Source organism: Nonomuraea sp. H19, assembly GCF_052068215.1.
Lineage (GTDB): Bacteria > Actinomycetota > Actinomycetes > Streptosporangiales > Streptosporangiaceae > Nonomuraea.
Map to the genome: position 1 here is coordinate 212,748 of NZ_JBQHCV010000014.1, position 20,237 is coordinate 232,984.

General features: G+C 73.6%; 15 protein-coding genes. 7 read left to right on the top strand and 8 right to left on the bottom strand.

Annotated features, from left to right (window positions below; all coding sequences use genetic code 11):
* The first annotated feature begins 10 nt into the window (after nt 1-10).
* From ACTMTI_RS30205 to ACTMTI_RS30220, 4 genes are read left to right on the top strand one after another with little or no spacing between them, the layout of a single operon-like run.
* Nucleotides 11-1,051 (top strand): cupin domain-containing protein, encoded by a 1,041-nt coding sequence (locus ACTMTI_RS30205; protein ID WP_441123953.1) that lies wholly within the window; start codon nt 11-13, stop codon nt 1,049-1,051.
* Nucleotides 1,052-1,082: 31 nt separating this feature from the next.
* Nucleotides 1,083-1,907 carry a fumarylacetoacetate hydrolase family protein gene (locus ACTMTI_RS30210; RefSeq protein ID WP_441123954.1) on the top strand — a complete coding sequence of 275 codons (825 nt, stop codon included), beginning with the start codon at nt 1,083-1,085 and terminating at the stop codon, nt 1,905-1,907.
* Nucleotides 1,900-2,583, top strand: coding sequence for a maleylpyruvate isomerase family mycothiol-dependent enzyme (locus ACTMTI_RS30215; RefSeq protein ID WP_441123956.1), 684 nt, complete (start codon nt 1,900-1,902; stop codon nt 2,581-2,583). Before ACTMTI_RS30210 ends, ACTMTI_RS30215 begins: the two co-directional genes overlap by 8 nt.
* 14 nt (nt 2,584-2,597) lie before the next feature.
* Nucleotides 2,598-3,722 carry an FAD-dependent monooxygenase gene (locus ACTMTI_RS30220; protein WP_441123957.1) on the top strand — a complete coding sequence of 375 codons (1,125 nt, stop codon included), beginning with the start codon at nt 2,598-2,600 and terminating at the stop codon, nt 3,720-3,722.
* 60 nt (nt 3,723-3,782) lie between these two features.
* On the opposite strand, the gene ACTMTI_RS30225 is transcribed toward ACTMTI_RS30220, so the two are convergent.
* The 8 genes from ACTMTI_RS30225 to ACTMTI_RS30260 all read right to left on the bottom strand — a co-directional run bounded on the left by ACTMTI_RS30225 (nt 3,783) and on the right by ACTMTI_RS30260 (nt 14,397).
* Entirely contained in the window at nt 3,783-5,327 is a 1,545-nt protein-coding gene (locus tag ACTMTI_RS30225) for a heparinase II/III domain-containing protein (RefSeq protein WP_441123958.1), read from the bottom strand.
* Nucleotides 5,328-5,391: 64 nt separating this feature from the next.
* Nucleotides 5,392-6,174: a hypothetical protein gene (locus tag ACTMTI_RS30230; protein WP_441123959.1), complete on the bottom strand. Its 783-nt coding sequence runs from the start codon at nt 6,172-6,174 to the stop codon at nt 5,392-5,394.
* The gene (locus ACTMTI_RS30235) at nt 6,167-6,742 is read right to left on the bottom strand and encodes an RNA polymerase sigma factor (RefSeq protein ID WP_441123960.1); all 576 of its coding nucleotides are present in this window, start codon (nt 6,740-6,742) and stop codon (nt 6,167-6,169) included. The genes ACTMTI_RS30230 and ACTMTI_RS30235 overlap by 8 nt, the downstream gene beginning before the upstream one ends.
* A 58-nt stretch (nt 6,743-6,800) precedes the next feature.
* Nucleotides 6,801-7,769 (bottom strand): winged helix DNA-binding domain-containing protein, encoded by a 969-nt coding sequence (locus ACTMTI_RS30240; protein ID WP_441123961.1) that lies wholly within the window; start codon nt 7,767-7,769, stop codon nt 6,801-6,803.
* Between the two features lie 7 nt (nt 7,770-7,776).
* Nucleotides 7,777-10,098 (bottom strand): transglutaminaseTgpA domain-containing protein, encoded by a 2,322-nt coding sequence (locus ACTMTI_RS30245; protein ID WP_441123962.1) that lies wholly within the window; start codon nt 10,096-10,098, stop codon nt 7,777-7,779.
* Nucleotides 10,095-11,225, bottom strand: coding sequence for a DUF58 domain-containing protein (locus ACTMTI_RS30250; protein WP_441123963.1), 1,131 nt, complete (start codon nt 11,223-11,225; stop codon nt 10,095-10,097). Before ACTMTI_RS30250 ends, ACTMTI_RS30245 begins: the two co-directional genes overlap by 4 nt.
* Nucleotides 11,226-11,234: 9 nt before the next feature.
* On the bottom strand, nt 11,235-12,263 hold the full coding sequence (locus ACTMTI_RS30255; protein WP_441123965.1) for an AAA family ATPase: 1,029 nt from the start codon (nt 12,261-12,263) through the stop codon (nt 11,235-11,237).
* A 13-nt stretch (nt 12,264-12,276) separates the two neighbouring features.
* Entirely contained in the window at nt 12,277-14,397 is a 2,121-nt protein-coding gene (locus ACTMTI_RS30260) for a fibronectin type III domain-containing protein (protein ID WP_441123966.1), read from the bottom strand.
* Nucleotides 14,398-14,547: 150 nt separating this feature from the next.
* Between ACTMTI_RS30260 and ACTMTI_RS30265 the strand changes: the two genes are divergently transcribed.
* From ACTMTI_RS30265 to ACTMTI_RS30275, 3 genes are all read left to right on the top strand, one after another.
* Nucleotides 14,548-15,747: a hypothetical protein gene (locus ACTMTI_RS30265; protein ID WP_441123967.1), complete on the top strand. Its 1,200-nt coding sequence runs from the start codon at nt 14,548-14,550 to the stop codon at nt 15,745-15,747.
* Nucleotides 15,744-17,072 (top strand): hypothetical protein, encoded by a 1,329-nt coding sequence (locus ACTMTI_RS30270; protein WP_441123968.1) that lies wholly within the window; start codon nt 15,744-15,746, stop codon nt 17,070-17,072. The genes ACTMTI_RS30265 and ACTMTI_RS30270 overlap by 4 nt, the downstream gene beginning before the upstream one ends.
* Nucleotides 17,073-17,150: 78 nt before the next feature.
* Nucleotides 17,151-20,207, top strand: a complete 3,057-nt coding sequence (locus ACTMTI_RS30275; protein ID WP_441123969.1) for a chromosome partitioning protein ParA — start codon at nt 17,151-17,153, stop codon at nt 20,205-20,207.
* Nucleotides 20,208-20,237 lie beyond the last annotated feature (30 nt).

Below are 20,237 nucleotides of genomic sequence, written 5' to 3' on the forward strand. Positions count from 1 at the left end.
CGTGGGGTCCATGAACCCGGAGGAGAGGCTGTACGCCGATTTCACGGCCGAGAACCTGATCCCGCTGTGGACGCAGGTCGGCGATCTGATGCCGATGCATCCCAAGCCGAAGGCCAGGCCGCATGTGTGGGAGTGGAAGAGTCTCTACCCGCTGGCCGAGCGGGCCGGTGACCTGGTGCCGGTCGGCAGGGGCGGAGAGCGGCGGGCCATCGCGCTGGCCAACCCCGGCCTGGGCGGGCTGCCGTACGCGACACCGACCCTCTGGGCCGCCATCCAGTACCTGGGCCCGCGTGAGGTCGCGCCCGAGCACCGCCACACCCAGAACGCCTTCCGCTTCGTCGTCGAGGGCGAGGGCGTCTGGACCGTCGTCAACGGCGACCCGGTGGCCATGCGCCGCGGCGACTTCCTGCTGACGCCCGGCTGGCACTTCCACGGCCACCACAACACCGCCGACGCGCCCATGGCGTGGATCGACGGGCTGGACATCCCGCTCGTGCACTACACCGACACCTCGTTCTTCGAGTTCGGCCCCGATCAGGTGACCGACACCACGACGCCGAGCGTGTCCCGGTCGGAGCGGCTGTGGGCGCATCCCGGGCTGCGGCCCGTGTCGGCGCCGGGTGCCAGGCCCAGCTCGCCGATCGCGGCCTACCGCTGGGAGCACACGGACCGGGCGCTGGATGAGCAGCTCGCGCTGGAGGACGAGGGCCATCCGGGAGTCGCCGAGCCCGGTCACGCCGCCGTCCGCTACACGAACCCGACCACGGGCGGCGACGTGATGCCGACGATCAGGGCCGAGTTCCACCGGCTGCGGCCGGGCGCCGTCACCGCCGCGCGGCGGGAGGTGGGCTCGTCGGTGTACCAGGTGTTCGACGGGGAAGGGTCGGTCACGCTCGACGGGGCCGAGCGGCGGCTGGCGCGCGGCGACCTCGTCGTGGTGCCTTCGTGGTGCGCGTGGTCGTTCCGCGCCGAGACCCGATTTGATCTGTTCCGTTTCTCTGACACGCCCGTTTTCGAGGGCCTGCACCAGTACCGGGAGGAGCTCGTATGAGGCTCGCGTTCAAGGATCGGGGAGAGCGCGCGTGAGGCTCGCCACGTTGCGGCTGCCGCGCCGTACGACCGCCGCCCGCATCGACGACGACCACGCCGTGGAGATCGGTCGGCCCGACGTCGGGGCGCTGCTGGCCGACCCCCGGTGGCGCGAGTTGGCGGCCGCCGCCGACGGGCCCAGGCATCCGCTGGCCACGGCCGATCTCGCGCCCGTGGTGCCCCGGCCCGGGAAGATCATCTGCGTGGGGCTCAACTACCGCAACCACATCCTGGAGATGGGACGGGAGCTGCCGCAGTATCCGACGGTGTTCGCGAAGTTCGCCGAGGCGCTGACCGGGCCGTACGACGACATCGCGCTGCCCGCGGTCTCCCAGGCCATGGACTGGGAGGCGGAGCTGGCGGTGATCATCGGTACGGCGGCGCGGCACGTCTCGCCCGAGCAGGCACCGGCCTGCATCGCCGGCTACGCGGTGCTCAACGACGTGACCGCCCGGGACTACCAGACCCGCACGCTGCAGTGGCTCCAGGGCAAGACCTTCGAGGCCAGTACGCCGTTCGGCCCGTACCTCGTCACGCCCGACGAGCTGACAGGAATGTCGATGACCATGCAGTGCGAGGTGGACGGGGAGGTGATGCAGCAGGCGGACATCGATGACCTGGTGTTCTCGCCCGCCGAGCTGATCGCGTACCTGTCGGAGATCCTCACGCTGCAGCCGGGCGACGTCATCGCCACCGGAACGCCGGGCGGTGTCGGGCATGCCCGCAAGCCACCCCGGTACCTGGCGGACGGCAGCAAGGTCGTGACGCGGATCTCCGGCGTCGGCGAGCTCGTGAACACGGCGCGCCGCCATGGTTGACCTGGGCTGGCTGGATTCGGGGACCGCGTACTTCGGGTCTCGGGTGGACGCGGTCGATCTCGACCTGCCGAGCGGGTTGCCCGGTTGGACGGGGCGGCACGTGGCGGCGCACGTGGCCGCGAACGCCCGGGCCCTGGGCAGGCTGGTGCATTGGGCGCGTACCGGAGAGGAGCGGCCCATGTACGCCTCGCCGCAAGCCCGGGACGCCGAGATCGACGAGCTGGCCGCCGGGCTGTCCGCCGCGAAGCTCGCGACGCTGGTGAAGGAGACCGCCGGGGAGCTGCGCGCGGATCTGGGGCGGCTGACCGGGGCGCAGTGGGACGCGCCGGTGCGGACGGCGCAGGGGCGCGTGGTGCCCGCCACCGAGATCGTCTGGATGCGCACGCGCGAGGTCTGGGTGCACGGCGTGGACCTCGGCGGGAGCTTCGAGGACTTTCCCGGTGAGCTGGTGGACGCGCTGGTCGGTGACGTGGTCCGGATGTGGGGACTGCGCGGCCAGGGACCGGCGATGACGCTCCGGCCGGCCGACAGGGAGATGACCTGGCACGTGGCCGCCCCGGCCGGCGGCGATGACGGCTCCGAGGTGCGGGGCACCGCCGCCGGGCTGGCCGCCTGGCTGACCGGGCGCGGGCCGGCGCCCGCCCCCGACGCCCCTGCCATCGGCCGCTGGCTGTGACGGAGGGAGCGCCGGTGAGTGAGGTGCTGGTCGTCGGGGGCGGCATCGGCGGCCTGGCCGCGGCCTTCGCCCAGGCCAGGGCCGGGCGGTCGGTCCGGCTGCTGGAGCGGTCGCCGGAGTTCGGCGAGGTCGGCGCGGGGCTGCAGCTCGGCCCGAACGCCACCCGCGTGCTCGCCTCCTGGGGCCTGCTCGACCAAGTGATCGCGGCGGGGGTGCTGCCCCGGCGCCTGGTCTTCCGTGACGCGTTGACCGGCGATGAGCTCACTCACCTGGACCTGGGCGAGGAGTTCCGGCGGCGCTACGGGGCGCCGTACGTGGTGGCGCACCGCAGCGACCTGCACGCCGTCCTGCTCGGCGCCTGCGCCGAAGCCGGAGTGGAGCTGCTGAACGGGCAGCACGTCGAGCGGGTGGCGACCGAAGGTGAGCGGGCGCGGGCGTACTGCGCGGACGGGTCGGTGCACGAGGGCGGCGTGGTGGTGGCGGCGGACGGGCTCCAATCGGGGCTGCGGGCGCAACTGGCGACCGACCAACCCGAAGATTCCGGATATGTCGCCTACAGGGGTACGTGTCCACTTCCGGAGGACTTCGACACCTCCGACGTGGTCGCGTTCCTCGGCCCCGAATGCCACTTCGTCCAGTACGCCCTGCGCGGCGGCGAGCTGCTCAACCAGGTGGCCGTCTTCCGCGGCCCGGGCGAGCCGGAGCGGGCCTTCGACGGTTGCTGCGCGGAGATCGGCAAGGGCCTGCCCTATCTGTGGCGGGATCGCCATTGGCCCATGCTCGACCGGCCGCCGATCGGCACCTGGGTGCGGGGCAGGCTCGCCCTGCTCGGGGACGCGGCGCACCCGATGCTGCAATACCTGGCCCAGGGTGCCTGCCAGGCGATCGAGGACGCTCACGTCCTGGCCGAGCAGTCGGCGGGACGGGACTGGGACGAGGCGCTGGCCGCGTACCAGGAGATCCGCGCCCCGCGCACGGCCCGCGTCCAGACCACGGCCCGGATGTGGGGCGACATCTGGCACGTGGACGGGGTGGCCAGGGTGCTGCGCAACGAGCTGTTCCGGACCAGGGACCTGTCGAGCTACGCCTACGTCGACTGGCTGTATGGCGGGCCGCGTCCAGCGGCTCGCCACAGGTAGCGGACGGAGTCCGCACCTATGGTGGGCCGCGTCCAGCGGCCCGCCACAGGTCGTCCGCGTCTACGGCGCCTGAAAGGTGACAGGGCCGCTCGGTGTGTCGACGGTCATGACCTGTCCGGAGACGGAGACGCCGGGAGCGGCGCTGCCCGGCACGATCACGGTCAGCACGCCGGCCGCCTCGGGAGACAGCACGGTCACGGCCTCCGCGGTACGCAGGTAACCGGGCGAGACCAGGCCTGGACGCACCGCCTGCCCGGTCCCCGGCACCTGCAGCAGCGTCACGCGGTAGTCCCCGTCGCCGAGTACGACCCTCCCGTCGCCCCAGGAGACCAGCTCCAGCGAGGGATCGAAGTGCCACAGGCTCCGCAGGGTCCCCGCGGGGACGGAGTCGTGCACGGCCATCAGGTCAGGGCCGTGGTTGACGAGGATGCGCCGGGTCCTGCTCACCCCGTAGGCGTCGTCGGTCAGCTCGAACGACTGGCGTGACGGGCCGACGGAGGAGCTGACCAGGCGCGTGGCGGTGCCGGGCCGGAAGGTGCCCGCCACGACGGGCACGTTGTGCGCCTGCGGCGAGCGGGTCCACTCCACGTAGCCGGTCCGCTCGTAGGAGTGGAACCCGGCCTCCACCAGGATCCGGCGGCCGTGGGCGGTGTAGGTGACGCCCAGGTGGTCCTCGTGCCCGTGGAGCCGCCGGCCCGGGCCGAACCTGATGGAGTAGTGGGCCGAGCGTGGGTCGTCCCACGCGGTCCTGCCGAAGACGTAGCCGCCGTCGAACACCCGCACCACCGGCCCCTCACGGGGAAAGCCGGCCGCGCGGAGGTCGGCGGGGCCGTCGCCGATGGGCACGAGGCGGCCGTCGGGTTCGGTGGCGTGCGCGATGTACGCCTCCAGCGCGGTCCGCCTGGCCACCAGCCTCTGGGGAGTTTCGGCGCCGCTCTCGCCGATGGCCCGCAGCGCCACGCCGAGCCTGCGGTGCACGTACAGGCCGTAGCGGGGGGCCTGCTCGTGCAATGCTCCCTGAGCGTCGATGGCCAGCTCGGCCGAGGCGGTCATCCGGCGGACGGCCAGGTCCCGCCAGCGCGCCCGCCCGAGCCTGCAGCCGACGACCAGCAGCGCGATGTCCTGGTCCAGGCCGTGGTTGTGGCCTTCCCGGTAGAGCGCGGGGTTGGCGAGGATCTCGCCGTGCTCGGCCAGACTGTCCCACAGCCGCGGGGTGCGTACGTGTTCGCTGAGGCACACGAGCGCGGGGGCGCGCAGCGCGACCGCGTGCTCGGCCCACGCCCAGGGGCTGATCCCGCGGGCGCCGCGCGGGTTCGCGCGGATCCAGTGGTCGGCCAGGGCGGCGGCGCGGTCGAGATAGCCGGGCTCCCCCGTTCGCTCGTACTCCGCGACCAGGCGGCCCACCCAGCGCAGCGCGTGCAGGTTCAACGCCCAGGAGCGGTTGCCGTGCGGGTTCGCGGTCCAGTCGACGTCCGTGCCGAGATCCACGGCCGGCAGGCCGACGAACGTGACCCGCCCGCGCATCACCTCCTCCACTTTGATCCCGGGAAACTGGTCGCTGAGGCAGATGGCCCTGCCTGAGGTCGTGCGGGCACGCCAGAACACGTCGCGGCTCCTGTTTCAGGGCGCGCGAAACCCACGCGCCACGCCGATGAGCCCTCCGCAGGGGCTAAGGAAGGTCCGGTCCCCGGTCGGTCCAGCCCGCGCTGAGCACGATCTCGGAGCGGCCGCCCTGACCGCTGTCCGCGCTCGACAGCACCTGCGAGGTGGCCGGGTCGATGATCAAGGTGCGCTGGACGCCGGAGGGCAGGCCGAAGGAGAACGCCTCACCCGCGCGCCCCCGCGCGTCCGTACGGGCTCCCAGGTATCGGACCCCGGCCAGGTCGGCGAGCGCGCGGTAGGCGGCGGCGCGCACGCCCGGGGCGGACGGCTTGGTCCACAGCAGGCCGCTGAGCGCGTCGGCCAGCAGCCCTTCCGAGCCAGCGGGCAGCATGGCGGCCACCCGCTCCCGTAGCACGCCGGGCTCGGCCGGCAGGGCCTGGATCTGCTGGACCGTCATATCGCGCCCGGCCATGCTGAACGGCGACCGGCCGGTGACGCGGGTGACCCGGCCCTGCACGGCGGTCCACGCCTGGCCCTGCCTGGTCACCCAGAGCTCGGTCTCCCGGCCGCCGTCGTGCAGCTTCTTGACGTGCCAGTATGTTCCGCCCGGTCCGGAGGCCGCCGTGGTGGCCGCCGACAGCAGGATCGACCGTCCGGAGATCTGCTGCCGGGCAGGGGGCTGGTTCATGGCGAAGACGAGCGCCAGCGTCGCCGCCACGGCGGGGATCACCAGCCACGACAGCCGCCGGCGCCGGCGCCTGGCCGCCAACCGCCGCCACACCCTGGCCTGAGCGTCGGGGCCGGGCCGCGGCCGGCCGTACAGGTCGCGGACGAGCTCCAGGTCATCCATGGACCAGCACCTCGCCCAGCAGAGCGCGCAGCTTCTTCCTGGCCCGGCTCAGCCTCGACCCGACGGTGCCGTACGGGATGCCGAGCGCGGTGGCGATCTCGTCGTGGCTCAGCCCGGCGAGCGCCATCAGCAGCAGGACGTCCCGGTCCCGCCGGTCCAGCTCCGCCAGGGCGGCGGCCAGCTCCGGGCGCAGGCTCTGGGCGCTGACCCGAACGGCCACCGAGTCCTCGTGCCCCGGAGACTCCGTCTCGGGGCCGCAGCGGCCGAGCGCGCGCAGGGTGCGGGCCTCCAGGCGGCGGTGCTTGCCGATGAGGTTGGTGGCGATGCCGTACAGCCAGGTGCGCACCGCCGCGCGGGAAGGGTCGTACTGGGCGCGCTTGCGGAACGCGGTGAGGAAGGTCTCGGCGACGATGTCCTCCGCGTTGTCGGGGCCCAGGCGCTGGGCCACATAGGTGTGGATCTCGCCGAAGTAGGCGCCGAACGCCTCGGCGAACCCTCCGGCGTCGTCCAGCGCCCCCGGCGCGCGAGCGGCCCAGGGCACGGTGGGCGCGATCGTCTCCCCCGTCATGTGCAACCTTCCGATGTATCAGTGGTCATCTGTTATCACCCGATACACCGCTTTGCTTTCACGATCGGGCGCCGTCTCGTCCGGCCAGGAAGCGGCGTACGTCGGCGATCTCGGCGTCCAGCAGGCCGTCCGGCAGCTCCTCGAACGGCCGCACGCTCACCTGCGCGCCCTTCCTGCCCCACACGCCCCTGATCACGCCGTCCACGAGCACGACCGGGCGCAGGATGCCGCCGCCGGGGAACACCTGCCTGGCATGTTCGGGGGCGGGCAGGATCGGGTCCCGGCTTCGCCAGCCCATCAGGTGCTCGTCGAAGGCGGGCAGCAGCCGCACCACCGGCTTGTCCGCGGCGGGCGGCGGCGGGGCCGGGCTCAGGCTCCAGGCCGTACGGGCCGCGCCGAGCGGCAGGCCGGACCAGGCGGCCAGGTCCTCCGGGCCGGCGGGGTGGTGGGCGCCGCGGTAGCGGATGGCCAGTTCCTTGAGCGCGCGTTCCCTGTCCGGCTCGGGGACGATCGGGGCGCCCAGCCAGTCGGCGGCGTGCACGTACGTGGGCTTGCCGGCCCGCGGCGGGCCGAGCACCGCCCGGCCGTGGTACGCGGCCAGCGCCACCAGATGCACGACGCCCTGCCCGCGGGCCCGGCCCATCAGACGTTCCTCCAGGTCGCCCTTGGTGAGCGGCCCCTGGCCCGCGAGCGCCCCCTCGATGAGCGGCAGGAGGTCGTCGCCGGTGACGCCCTCCTCGGCGAGGCGGCGCAGGATGTTCGTGTCGCGCCTGGTGAGAGCGTGGATCCAGGGGAGGTCGTCGGCGTGGACGAAGTGGAGGGTGCCGCGCGGGCCCCAGGTCCTGACGATCTCGCGGGAATGCCACGCGGTGTCGATGTCCGCCGGGGTGAGGGTGGCCGAGCGGGCGCGGAAGGCCAGGTAGGCGGCGGGCACGTCCTGCGCCTGCATCGCCGCCAGCCGCCTGACGATCTCGCCCGGGGCCAGGCCGGGCGGGCGGTGCAAGAGCTGGGCCGCGACGCTTCTCATCGCGGCATCATCGCAGGAGCAGGCGTCTGCGCAGGCGGGCGGTGAGGGGGGTGCGGGCGCGTACGGCCCGGCGGATGGCGTCGCTGCGTTGCCAGGCGGCGGTGGCGGCGTCGTCGGTGACGGCGTCGGGGGCGTACCTGACGAAGTTGGAAATTTCAGCCAACGGCATGAGATGGGCTGATATGTCGCCCGGGTGCTGGGCGACCACGTCTCCCGCCGTCAAGGCCCGCACCTCCGTCAGCCCCAGGTCGTCGCAGGCCTGCCGCCAGGCGCCGAGCACCCGCTGCTCGGGCCCCTGGGCGCGGCGCCGCCTGCGCCTGCGCCACCACGGCAGCGCCGGCACCACGCCCGCGTACGCCACCAGCAGTCCGCCGCCCGCCACCGCCGCGATCAGCCACGGGGACGGGCCGCCCGCGGGCTCGTCGCCGTTGCCGGTGGCCTGCGGCTGGGACGGCTTCTGCTTGTCGCTCCCGCCCTGAGCGAACTCGCCCGCCAGCTCCTCACTCTCCTCGACGGCCGCGGACACGACGTCATGGTCGTCCTTGGCGCCGCTGCGGCCGGGAGTCGGGTAGAACGGCCGCCAGCCCAGCTTGTCGAATTTGATCTCCGCCCACGCCATCACGTGGCCCGACGCAACGTGGTAAATACCGCCAGAAGTCTGCCCGGGTCTGAACCCCACCACCACCCGCGACGGCAGCCCCAGCGTCCTCGCCATCAGCGCGAACGTGGTCGCGAACTGCTCCGACGTCCCCCGATGCGTCGTCTGCAGAAAGAACTCCAGCCCTTTCAGCGAGTGGCCAGGCGGCGCGGTGACGTCGTAGCGGGCGTTGGCGCGCAGGTAGTTCTGCAGCCGGAACGCCTGCCGCATCGGCTCGTCCGCACCCTTGACGGCCTCCTGGGCGAGCTTGCGGAACAGCGCCTTCTGCGGTCCCTCAGGGAACGCGGTCAGGTCCGGATCACGCACCGGCGTGGCCGCGAGCAGGTCCTCCTTAGACGGCCGCGGCACCCGCGAGGTCACCTCGTAACGGAATCCCCTGGCGGGCCTGGTCCCGGCCAGCAACGCCCCGCTCTCCGGGTCCACCGCCAGCCCGCGCACGCCGCTGACCTGCTCGGGGCGTTCGGCCGCGGGCAGCCAGGTGCCGGGCAGCCCGTCGAACGTCACCTGCTGCCGCACGACGTCCGCCTCGCCGGTCCACTCCCCCTCCGGCACCCGGCCGCCGGTGGGCTGGAAGCGGGCGCCGGAGGTCCACCGTACGCCGTCGTACCGGTCGAGCGCGGCCAGCCGCCAGTTGAGCGGCTTATCGGATTTGACGGTGAACAGCTTCCTGTCTGGGATCTGCAGCCACGCCGACACGCGGTCCAGCGGGCTGACGCTGTCCACGCGGACGGGCGGCGGCAGGTCGGCGTGCTCGCGCGGGTTGTACGGCTGCCCGGCGATCGGCAGCAACGGGCCGGCGACCAGCGCCAGGGCGGCCAGCGCCGCGGCGGCGGGCAGGCCGGCGAGCAACCAGAGCGGCGGGCGGTCGTCGCGGAGCATCGCCAGGGCCGCGATCAGCACGAACAGCGCGGCGGCCACCGGAAGGTTCGAGCCCTCGCCGTCCACGCCCAGGAGGAGCGCGACCCCGTACACGAGGAGGGCGGGGAGCGCGGCGGTGATCCTGGTCCTGGTGCGGGCCAGGGTCTCGGCGCCGATCGTGGCGGCCGCCCAGACGAGGGTGTGGACCAGGATCAGCAGCTCCGGGGCCGGCTGGGCGGGGAGGAGCGTGGTGAGCAGCGCGTGCCAGGAGTTCGCCACGTCGGCGAGGAGGGTTTGCTCCAGGCCCTTGTAGAGGGGGATGGTTCCGGCCAGCCAGAGAACGAGGTCGAGGGCGAGGGCCAGCCACAGGGGACGCGTCGCGGTGAGCGCCGCGACGACGGCGGGGGCGACGGCCGCCGGCACGATCGCCAGGACCAGCTCCCCGCCGGGGAAGACCCGGTGAAAACCCCAGCCCGCGACACCGGCGATGGCCGCCACGAGCACCAGCCCGGCCGGCCGCCGCCAGCCGGCCACCGCCTGCCCGGCCGGCCTCCCGGCCGACCGCCCGGACCGCTGCCCCGCCGGTCCAACCGGCCGCCCGGACCGCTGCTCCGCCGGGGGCGCAGGGACCTGTGCGGACCGCCTCCCCGCCGGGGGCGCCGGCGCCTGACGGGACTGCGGCTGGGCCGACTGCGCGGCGGACTGCCCGGCGCGCCGGTGGGATCGGGTGGCGCCGTGCCGGGCGGACGGCGATTCCGCGGCCCACGGTTGGCCGGGGATGGGGTTTGGTGGGGTGCCGCGGTGGTGGGTCATCGGGTCCCCCAGATGAGCGGCAACGTGTCCAGGGAGGTGATCGGCAGGACCGTGACGCCGGGGACGGCGACCGGAGCTGTGCCGACATATATGCAGATGACCCGGTCGAAGCGGCGCCGCACCCCCGCGACCCGCCCAGCCTCCGCCGGGTCCGCCGTCACCAGCACCAGCGCCCCTCCGCCGCGCGCCAGCCGCAGGGCCTCCGTCACGCCTGCCGTGCCGGCCTGGACCAGGGCGAGGCGGTCAAGAATCGCGTCGGCGTCGGGTTTTGCGTCCGGGAGGGGGCCGTCGCCGGTGAGTACGCGTACCGGGAAGCCGGCCCGGGCGGCGGCCACCGCGACCGAGGCGGCCGCGTCCACCGCCTGCTCAGCCAGGTCGCGCGTGTCGAGCACGACCGTGGTGGTGGGCAGGCTGGCGTCGATGAGCTGGCGGACCATGAGGGTGCCCGTGCGGGCGCTGGACCGCCAGTGGACGTGGCGCAGGTCGTCGCCGACGACGTACTCGCGCAGGGTGTGGAAGGTGACCGTGCCGCTGGGCGCGTTGTCGCTGGTCGGTCCCTCCAGGTGGTGGGCCTTGCCGGACGCGGGGACGGGCAAGGGGACGGTGCGGGGCCGTACCAGGAGGGTGGCGGGACTTCCGTACTGCCGGACCCGGCGCGTGAGCCCGAACGGGTCGGCGCGCACGAGCAGCAGCGGCCCGACGGGGATCACGCCGCGGACGTCCGTCGGCAGCGGGTACGACACCGTCCGCACCCCGTTCGCGGGCAGCCTGGGCAGGTCGATCGTGTGCTGGGACGCGCCGAGCCGGTCCTGGGCGCGCAGCCCCGACAGGCCGCGGCGGCCCAGGTTGGTGACGCTGAGGACGGCCACGGCGGCGTCCCCGCGCGGCACCTTGACCGGTGTGACCTCGCGGTGCACCTCCAGCCTGGGCTTCGGGGCGGTCCACGCGAGCGCGGCGGCCAGCGCGAGCAGCGCGCCGGTGGCCAGCACGACGGGTTCGGGGTAGCCGAGGGCGAATCCCGCCGCGTAGAGCACGACGGACCCGGCCAGCGTGCCCCAGCCCAGCGGAGTGAGCACTGTCCAGCGGCGCACCGCAGGTGGCGGGCTCTGCCCTGCGGTCATCGTCATCACGGGCACCTAAGCCGCCTGCGGCACCGGCATCCCGGCGAGGATCTCGGCGAGCACGGCCGCGCCGGTGATCTCGCGCAGCTCGGCCTCGGGCGAGAGGATCAGGCGGTGCCCGATCACCGGTACGGCCAGCGCCTTCACGTCTTCGGGCACGACGTAGTGCCGCCCGGCGGCGGCGGCCTTGACCCGGGCCGCGCGCAGCAGCGCCAGGCTGCCCCGGGGGCTGGCGCCGAGCCGCAGGTGCGGGTTGGTGCGGGTGGCCGCGCACAGCGCCACGATGTAGTCGTAGACCGGGTCGGCCACGTGGATGCGCGAGGCGAAGTCGATCATCCCGGCCACGTCGGACGCCCGTGCCACCACCGGCAGCCGCTCCACCTGCGGCCCTGTCGGCATGCCCTTGAGCACCTCGACCTCGGAGACGTGGTCGGGATAGCCGACGGAGATCTTCATCAGGAACCGGTCGAGCTGGGCCTCGGGCAGCGGGTACGTGCCGTCCATGTCGACCGGGTTCTGCGTGGCCACGACCAGGAACGGCCGGGGCACCGGATGCGGCTCGGCGTCCACCGTGACCCGGCGCTCCTCCATGACCTCCAGCAGCGCGGCCTGGGTCTTCGGGGAGGCGCGGTTGATCTCGTCGGCGAGCACGATGTTGGCGAAGACGGGACCGTGGTGGAACTCGAACTTCTGGTGCGCCTGGTTGAAGATCGACACGCCGGTGATGTCGCTGGGCAGCAGGTCGGGGGTGAACTGGATGCGCCGCCATTCGGCGTCCACGCTGGCCGCGATGGAGCGGGCGAGGGTGGTCTTGCCGGTCCCGGGGACGTCCTCGATGAGCAGGTGCCCTTCGGCGAACAGGCAGATCAGGGCCAGCTCGATGGCTTCGTGCTTGCCGCGGATGATCCGCTCGATGTTGCCGGCCAGCAGCTGGAAGCGCTGGGCGAACTGCTGCGCCAGCGCCGCCGGCTGCTGCTGCGGTTGCGGCTGCTGGTACGGCTGCGCGGTCTGCTCGAACTGGTCCTGGTAGTTGTACTGGGTCAACTGAGTCCCCTTCTCAGTCGGTGCACTCGAAGAGCGGCCCCTCGGGGAAGCCGCCGTCCGGAGTCGCCACCAGAGTGTCGTTCAGGTAACCGTTGCCGTACTGGCTCTCGATCCGGTTCCAGATGTCGCTGGACCTGCCGGTCGAGCTGTCGGTGTAGTTCTCACCCTTGACTTGGCAGATCACCGTCAGCGTGATGTACACCTTCTGCGGGATGCTGCCGTTGTTCCCGGATCGTGCCGGGCCCGGCCGGATGATCGTGTTGGTGTCCTCGTTGCTGGCGTTCTTGTACTGCTGCCTCGGGTAGGCCAGGTCCACCTCGGCCGTGGCCACGTCCGGGCTCTCCCCCGCCGCGTTCTTGGCCTTGAGCGTGAAGGCGTGCTTGACGTTGTTCTTCAGCCCGTCCACGGTGAACGAGGTGCCCTTGATGCCGGTCTGGGTGGCGGCTCCGGTCAGCTCGTACGTGGTGCCGTCGTCGGCGCCCTCGGGGGCGGTCCAGCTCAGCACGGCGCCCCGGTTCTTGGCCTTGGCGGTGAAACCGGACGGCGAGCCGGGCGCCACGCACGGCTTGGCCCCGGCGCTCGGCTCCGACTCGACCTCGCCGCCCGACCAGTGAGCTACCACGACGAACGTGTACTCGTCGGCGCAGTCCCCGCCGGTGAACTCGAACCGGTACGGCCCCTCGGCGTCCACCGACTGCGGCCGGGACGTGCCTGCGCCGGAGGGCTTGAGCGTGTACCGCTCGACCTTGCCCCCGGTGGACGGGCTGAAGGTCACCGTCACCTTGCCGGGACCCGACCTGGCGGTGACGGCGCCGGGCGCGGAGGGCGCGCTGGGCTCGGGAGTGGGCGTCGCGGTGGGAGTGGCCTTCTTCGTGGGCTCGCGGGTCGGCTCGGCCTCCCGCGTCTGCGTCGGGCGCGGCTCGGTGGTGGTCCTGACCGGGTCGGGCTGGGGCGGGGCGTCGGTGTTCGACGGTTCGGGGCGCGGCGTCTGCTTGGGCTTGGGCGTGCTGGTCGGCCCCGGTACGTCGGAGTCGTCCTTGTCGACGTCGTGCTTGCGGCCCTCGGGGTCGATGACGACGGCCTTGTCCCCGTTCTCGTCGTTGGCCCAGAGCAGCCCGTCCTTGACGAACACGTCCACCGGCCCCGGGCCCTCGGCCACCTGGAGCGTGGTCGGCCGGCCGCCGGCGGCGCTGTCCCAGACGATCAGGGCGCCACTGCCCTGGTCGGGCACGTACACCTTGGACCCGAGCACCTGCGGCACGCCCAGCTTGGCCGGGTCGCCGGCGGTGAACTTGGTGCTGAGCACCGAGTTGGACGCGGTGTCGATCACCACGAGCAACCCCGAGTCGCCGGCCGTCAGGATCGGCACCAGGGTGCCCTCCGTCGTGGCCGGGGTGAGCGCGCCTCCCTTGGCGGCCTGGGCCACGCCCTTGGGCAGCGTGATCTCGCCGACGCCGCCGTCCGCGCCGACGATCGTGGCGGTGGCGGCGCGGCTGTTGACCACGACCGGCCGGCCGTCGGCGATCGTGACCGACAGCTCCTCGCCGGGCTCGCCGACCTTGAGGGGGCTCGCGGCCACGCCCTGGGACACCGGTACGACCTCGCCCTTGGCGGTCACCGGCACCCACAGCCGGCCGCCGCCGTCGAGGCGGGCCGCGCCCAGCGGGCCCGGCAGCGTGATCGGCGCGCCGACGGAGTCGAGCGTGGCGGGGTCGATCTGCTGGATCGTGCCCGCCGCCGGGTTCACGGCGTACCCGGCCGTGCCAGACACGGCCAGTTGCAGCCCGGCCGCGCCGAAGTCGCGGGTCTGGGCGACGGTGAGCTGGCTTGGCTCGACGCGGCTGACGAAGCCGGTGCGGTCGTCGACGAGCAGCACGTTGCCGCCGTCCTGGACGACGCGCAGCTGCCGGCCCGCCTTGTCGTCGAGGTAGCCGTCGACCTCGCCGGACAGGCCGTTGACGTGCACGATCCTGCCCTTGGCCGTGGTCCAGAGCCAGGCGCCGACGTCGGCCAGCTTGGGGCTGGCGCTGGAGACGCCCACGCCGAACCACGCCGCCGCGGCGACCAGGATCGTGGCCGCCGCACCGGCGATCACGGCCGTCGCCCGGTCGCCTCGGAGCCCGCGGATCCGCATCCGTCACTCACCCCGTATGTACGTATAACGCGAATTGCCCCCGTATTACCGGGCATCACCCTAGCGGTCAGGCGTCACTCATGCGCCCGTACCGGCTGGTAGCCGCTTTGCGTTCCGTGAGTGTCGGTGTGAAGCCGTACCTTAGTGCGCGTGTCCGAACAGCCCCTGACCCTCGACGCCGTCCTCACCGACGAGGCGGTCCTGTCGACCTACCGCCGCATGTTCGCCGCGCTGGCCCGCGACAGCGGCGCGGTGATCGACGACCCGATCCTGGTGGACATCGCCGAGACGCTCTTCGCGGCGTTCGCGGAGGCGGGCGAGGAGTGGCTGACGCACGAGCAGATGCGTTTCGTGTGCCGGGCCTATCCGAGCGACCAGTTCGACAACCGGCTGCGGGTGCTCAAGGGGCTGGGTGCGATCCGCGAGGTGTTCCCCAAGCCCAACCAGCTGCGTTACCGGGCGTCGTTCACGAGCGTGGTCGGGCTGATGTTCATCCGGCGGATGATGGACGACGGCGGCCAGTCGGAGATGCACCGGCTGCTGGCGCTGGAGGATCTCAACGTCACCGACCCGCGCACGACCATGGAGGAGGCCAGGCAGAGCGCGGTCAACCTGGCGCGGGCGTTCCGGCTGTGGGCGCTGGAGCTGATCACGCTCACCACGGGCACGATCGAGGAGCTGCGCGAGCAGGCGCCCAAGCTGTGGGGCACCGAGGAGATCGCCCGGCGGGCGCAGGGGCTGCACGGCACGATCCTGACCCGCTGGCCCGAGCTCGACCGGGTCTGCACCGATCTGCGCGCGGCGATCTACTCCTACAGCGACGCCTCGCGCCGCGCCGCCGGGCGGCTGGCCGACTCGGCCGGCACCACCCGCAACCTGACGCTGCTGCCGACGGAGACGTGGCGGACGTTCGCGCAGACCGCCTCCAGGGAGCGGCTGGCCGCGGTGCTCGACGGGTTCGTGTTCGACGCGCCGGCGCCGTGGCACGATCCGGCCGCGATCGCGCGGGCCGTGGACGAGGCCCCGCGCCCGGCGCCCGCCCAGCCCACTCCCCCGCGCTCCAACCTGCCCGATCCCGGGCCCGCGGATTCGCTGGACGGCTCGCCGAGCGCGGCGATGGAGCGGCTGCGCGAGGTGGCCGAGTCGCTGCTCGGGGACGCCTCTCGGGTGGCGCTGGCCGACGTGCTGGGTCCCGACTGGCCGTCGGCGCGCCGCGTGCTCGCCGACCTGACGACCGTCGATCTCCGCCCGGAGCTGCCTTACCGGCTGACCTGGTCTGATGGGCTCACGATCGATCCGGGCCGCGAGCCGGCCTGGCTGTCCCACGGCTACCTGGAGCGCACCTCATGAGCACCACGGACGATGCGGCCCTCACCACCGCGCAGCCCCGCTCCGAGACCGGTGACGGGCAGGTCGGCGCCGCCGTGCCGGGGCGGGCGGAGGCCGTAAATGGGCCGGTTGCCCATGTGCGCGCCCGGTCGGGCGGGCCGTTGTGGCTGGACGCCGGGGATGCCGCACCGGCCGGGATGGCGCGCCTGACGCGACCGGACTCCACCGGGCAGGCGCTGCCGGTGTGGCCCGACGGGGTGACGCCGTCGCTGCTGGACGAATACCAGGTCGCGCCCGCCCCCGTGGAGCGGTCCGGGGAGACCCGGCGGGTCCTGGCGGCGGTGCTGAAGTGCTGCTGGACCGATCTGTCCGTGGATCCCTGGCCGGGCGATCCGGCGCCGGTGGAGCTGGTGCTCGACACCTACCGGGCGTTGATCGGCCGCACCGACGACCTGATGCGCAACTGGGCGATCGGGGCGCTGCGCCGCCTGCACGACTCGGCGTGGATCGTCATGGACGACGGCGTGGTCCTGCTGGGGCCGCGCTGTGCCCTGTGGCCGGTGGAGTCGCACGCGCAGCTGCAGGAGCTGGTCCGCCGCCTGCCCGAGCCGGAGCGCCCCGAGCTCACCGTGGTGGGCGACGCCGACATCGTGGCCGCCGCCCGGCCCGCCGAGGCCGTCCCCGGTCCGGAGGCGGAGTCCGGGGGGCGGGTCGAAGGCGGCGCGGCGGAGTTCGACGACCTGCTGGGCGGCTACGACGAGCGGCGGCGGGCCGAGCTGGTGGCGGCGTTCATGGTGGTGGAGCACGCCGCCGAGCCGGTGCAGGAGGTCCGCTTCGCCGCCCTGCGCGACCCGGCGCTGCGCCACACGCTGGGCGAGATGCTGGCCCGGCGCGGCCGCACGCTGATCCAGCACCGCGACCGCTGGACGTCCGGCTATGACGACGTGGTGACCCACGACGACAGGTCCGGCCGCGAGACACCGCTGAGCGTGCGCGAGCGGGCGGTGTTGACGCTGGTGCTGGTGCATTCGGTGGCGATCCCCAGAGCCGAGGGTCTGCTGCCCGAGGATTCCTGGCTGTCGCCGCACCCCACGCAGATCGACGAGCTGCGCCGCCACACCCAGTTGCCCATCGGCGAGCTGGAGTCGGCGCTGCGGACGCTGCGGCACGCGGGACTGCTCGCCCAGGTCAAGGCCGGCGAGGAGGCGGGTGGTTACGTGCCGGGGCCGCAGTTCCACCGGCTCACCCCGGCGGCGCGGCGGCGGCTGCAGGAGGAGCTGATCCTGGCGGCCGGGCCGAACACGCCGCTGGCGACGGCCGTACGCGCTCGAAGATCGGCCAGATGAACGCCTGCCCGCTCTCGCGGGACGGACATAGCTTCGCCAAGTCGGATGGAAGGGTTACGGGGGTTATCGGTGTCGCAAGTGGAGAACGTCGTCGGGGACCGGGTGCTGATCGCCGTGCAGGCGGTCAACATTTCCCGGCTGTCGACCCATCCGGTGCCCACCGTCCCAGGCACCCTCATCGTCGTGGCGGGCGCCGGGCCGAAGGACTCCAACGGGGCGGGCAAGTCGTCGTTCATCGCCTCGATCACGGCGTTGCTCGGGGACGAGCAGTGGCGTTTCGCCTCGGGCGCCAAGGCGGTGTCGGAGCTGCTGTTCAACGCCGAGCTGGCCAGCGGCGCGGGTGCCCGTCAGTGGGCCAGCGCCGACCACGGCTACATCGTGGGCGTCTTCGGCCCGCCGGGCATGGACGGCTTCCCCGCGGACATGGCGGACGGCGTCGCAGCTTCCGTCTCCGTGGACGGTGCCGCGTCCACGCCGTCCGGCGGGGGCACGGCTGAGCTCGTGCTCGGCGGTCCCGAGGAGGAGCTGGGCGGGGAGCTCTTCGAGGTGCCGGACACCTCCGGCGGGGCGGTCACCGTGTGGCTCAAGGTCAACCAGGAGGCGCCGCACCTGGAGATCCGCTGGCGCGAAGGCGTGCACCTGGCGGCCTCGCCGTCCGAGGCCGAGCGGGTGGCGCGGGCCGACGAGATCTGGGCGTCGCTGCCGAAGTCGGCCGGGCGGCGCGACGTGGTGGCCCGCGACCTGACCAAGGTGCTCTACGGCGACCGGGTCAGGTGCGTGTCGTTCCTTTCCACCTCCGTGCGCAGCAAGGTCGCCACCAACCTGCTCTCCCAGCCGCTCAACGAGATCTCCCCCGAGCGGGTCTTCGAGGCCATCGCCGCGCTGACCGGCCTCGACTCCGAGTTGGAGCAGGAGCGGGAGGCCCGCCGCGACGAGCACGCCAAGCGGGTGCGCGCGGCGCAGGCCGGCGACCGGCTGGCGGAGTTCGAGGCGGAGTCGAAGGCGTTGCTGACCACGTTCGACCGGCGTGATCAGGCGAGAGTACGCCTGGCGGACGCGTTGCGGTGCTGGCGCGGCAGGCAGGCGCGCAAGCTGGCCGACGCCGCGGCCAGGGACGAGTCGCTGGCCGCCGATCTCGAGCGCCACCGCGCGGCCGGGGAGGCGGCCGCCGAGGCGATCGCCATGGTGAGGGCGGAGATCGCCACGCTGAAGGAGGACACCCTCGACAGGCAGGTGTCGCAGGCCCGCAAGGAGCTGGCGGCGCTGCAGGCCAGGGCCGCCAAGCTCGACGCCGACCGCGCGGTGGCGGAAAACTCCGCCGACGAGCTGCGTGGTCAGATCCCGGCGCTGGAGGAGACTCGCAGGTTCGCCGACGGGCGCGACGTGCCCGCGGCCGAGCGGGAGCTGCGGGAGGTCAGGCTCCGGCTCAACGAGGCGCTCAAGGCGCTCGGGGTGACCGACCGGGAGGTGTCGTCCGCTCAGGCGGCGCTGGACGATGCGGAGGGCGGCCCGGCGGCGGCGCAGCTCAACGCGCTCGCGGCGGCGGGCATCGGCGCGACCGGGCTGCTGGACGCGCTGGATGTGGCCGAGCAGGCCCGCGATGCCGCGCAGTCCGGCAGGCCGCGGGGGTGGCCGCACGAGCATGCGGTGATCGTGGAGGCCGCGCACCTCGGCGCCGCCGCGGACGCTCTGGCGGACCTGCCCGGATCCGTGCTGGTCAGCGCGGCCGGGGTGAGCGTGGTGGGGGCGTTCGACGGGGTGGCGACCGGGCGGGAGGCCCGCATCAAGGCCGCCGAGCAGCGGCTGCACCGGGCGAAGGACGCTCAGGAGACGGCGGCGCAGGCCGTGCGCGATGGGGAGGAGGCCGTCGCCGAGGCGCAGCGGCGGCTGGAGGGGGCCGGGGCCGGGGTGCGGCTGGCCGAGATCGAGGCGAAGCTGGGCGAGCGGCGGACCAGGCTGGGCGAGCTCAACGCCGCCATCGAGGAGTTGTCGCCCAAGGTCGCCGAGGCCGAGCGGCAGGCGGGGGCGCTGGACTTCCGCGCCCGTACCAGGGACATGGAGATCGAGCGGCTGGAGGGCCGGCGGCAGCGGCACGAGGCCGAGCGGGCGCAGGCCCGCGACCTGGAGGCGAAGGTCGGCGCCGAACGGGACGCGCTCAAACTCGACGCGCTGGCCGCCGACTGGGGCGGCACCGCCGAGACCGCCCGCGCGTGGCTGGAGGCGCTGCCGGAGGAGGAGCGGCCGCGGACCGCCGACGAGTGGTGGCGGATCGCCGAGCGGCACTTCGACCAGGCGCTGCGGGACACGTTCCCGGAGGAGGACGCCGAGATCCCGGAGGAGCTGCGGTTCCTGCTGAGCGAGCGGGGCGGGAGCGCGGCGCGGGAGCAGGCGACGTTCGCGGCGGTGTGCGGGGCGCTGGCGTCCTATCTGCGGGCGCAGGAGGAGTACGAACGGCACCAGCGCCGCCAGATCGAGGCGCAGATCGGCTCCAGGCAGCGGGACCTGGCGGCGGCGGCCAGGGGCGCCGAGGAGGCGGCGCAGTCGACGGCCGTGCACCGGGCGGCGCTGACGGCGGCCATCAAGGCGCGGCTGACGCGGGTGGCCGAGGAATTCGACAAGCTCGACACCTCCTACGGCGGGTACGGGGCGACGCTGGAGTTCCCGGTGCCGCCCGCGCCTGCCGACCCCGAGCAGCGCTGGCAGTGGCGGGTGACGCCGAAGTGGCGGCGCGGCGAGGGGCAGGGGTTCGTGCCGTACAACCGGCGGGCCAACACCGCGCTCATGGACGAGAAGGCCGTCAAGCTGGTGTGCGCGGCGGCCATCGCCTCGTCCGGGGGCGGGCATCTGTGCCTGGTGCTCGACGAGCTCGGCCGCAACCTGGGCAAGGAGCATCGCAGGGAGGCGGTGGCGCTGTTCAGGAGGATCGGCGAGACGTACGGGATCACGGTGATCGGGGCGCTGCAGGACGACATGGAGCCGTACGCGATCGACGCCTGCGGTCAATACATCAAGCTGCGCCGGTCGTCGGACGCGATGCCGTACAACGAGCCGCCGGTGATCGTCGGTCACGACGAGCACGCCGAGCGGGTGCGGGCGCTGGCGGCCTACGTGGACCGCGCCCTCCCTGCGGGCTGAGCCGCCGAGGCCGGTCGCGGCTCGGCCGCC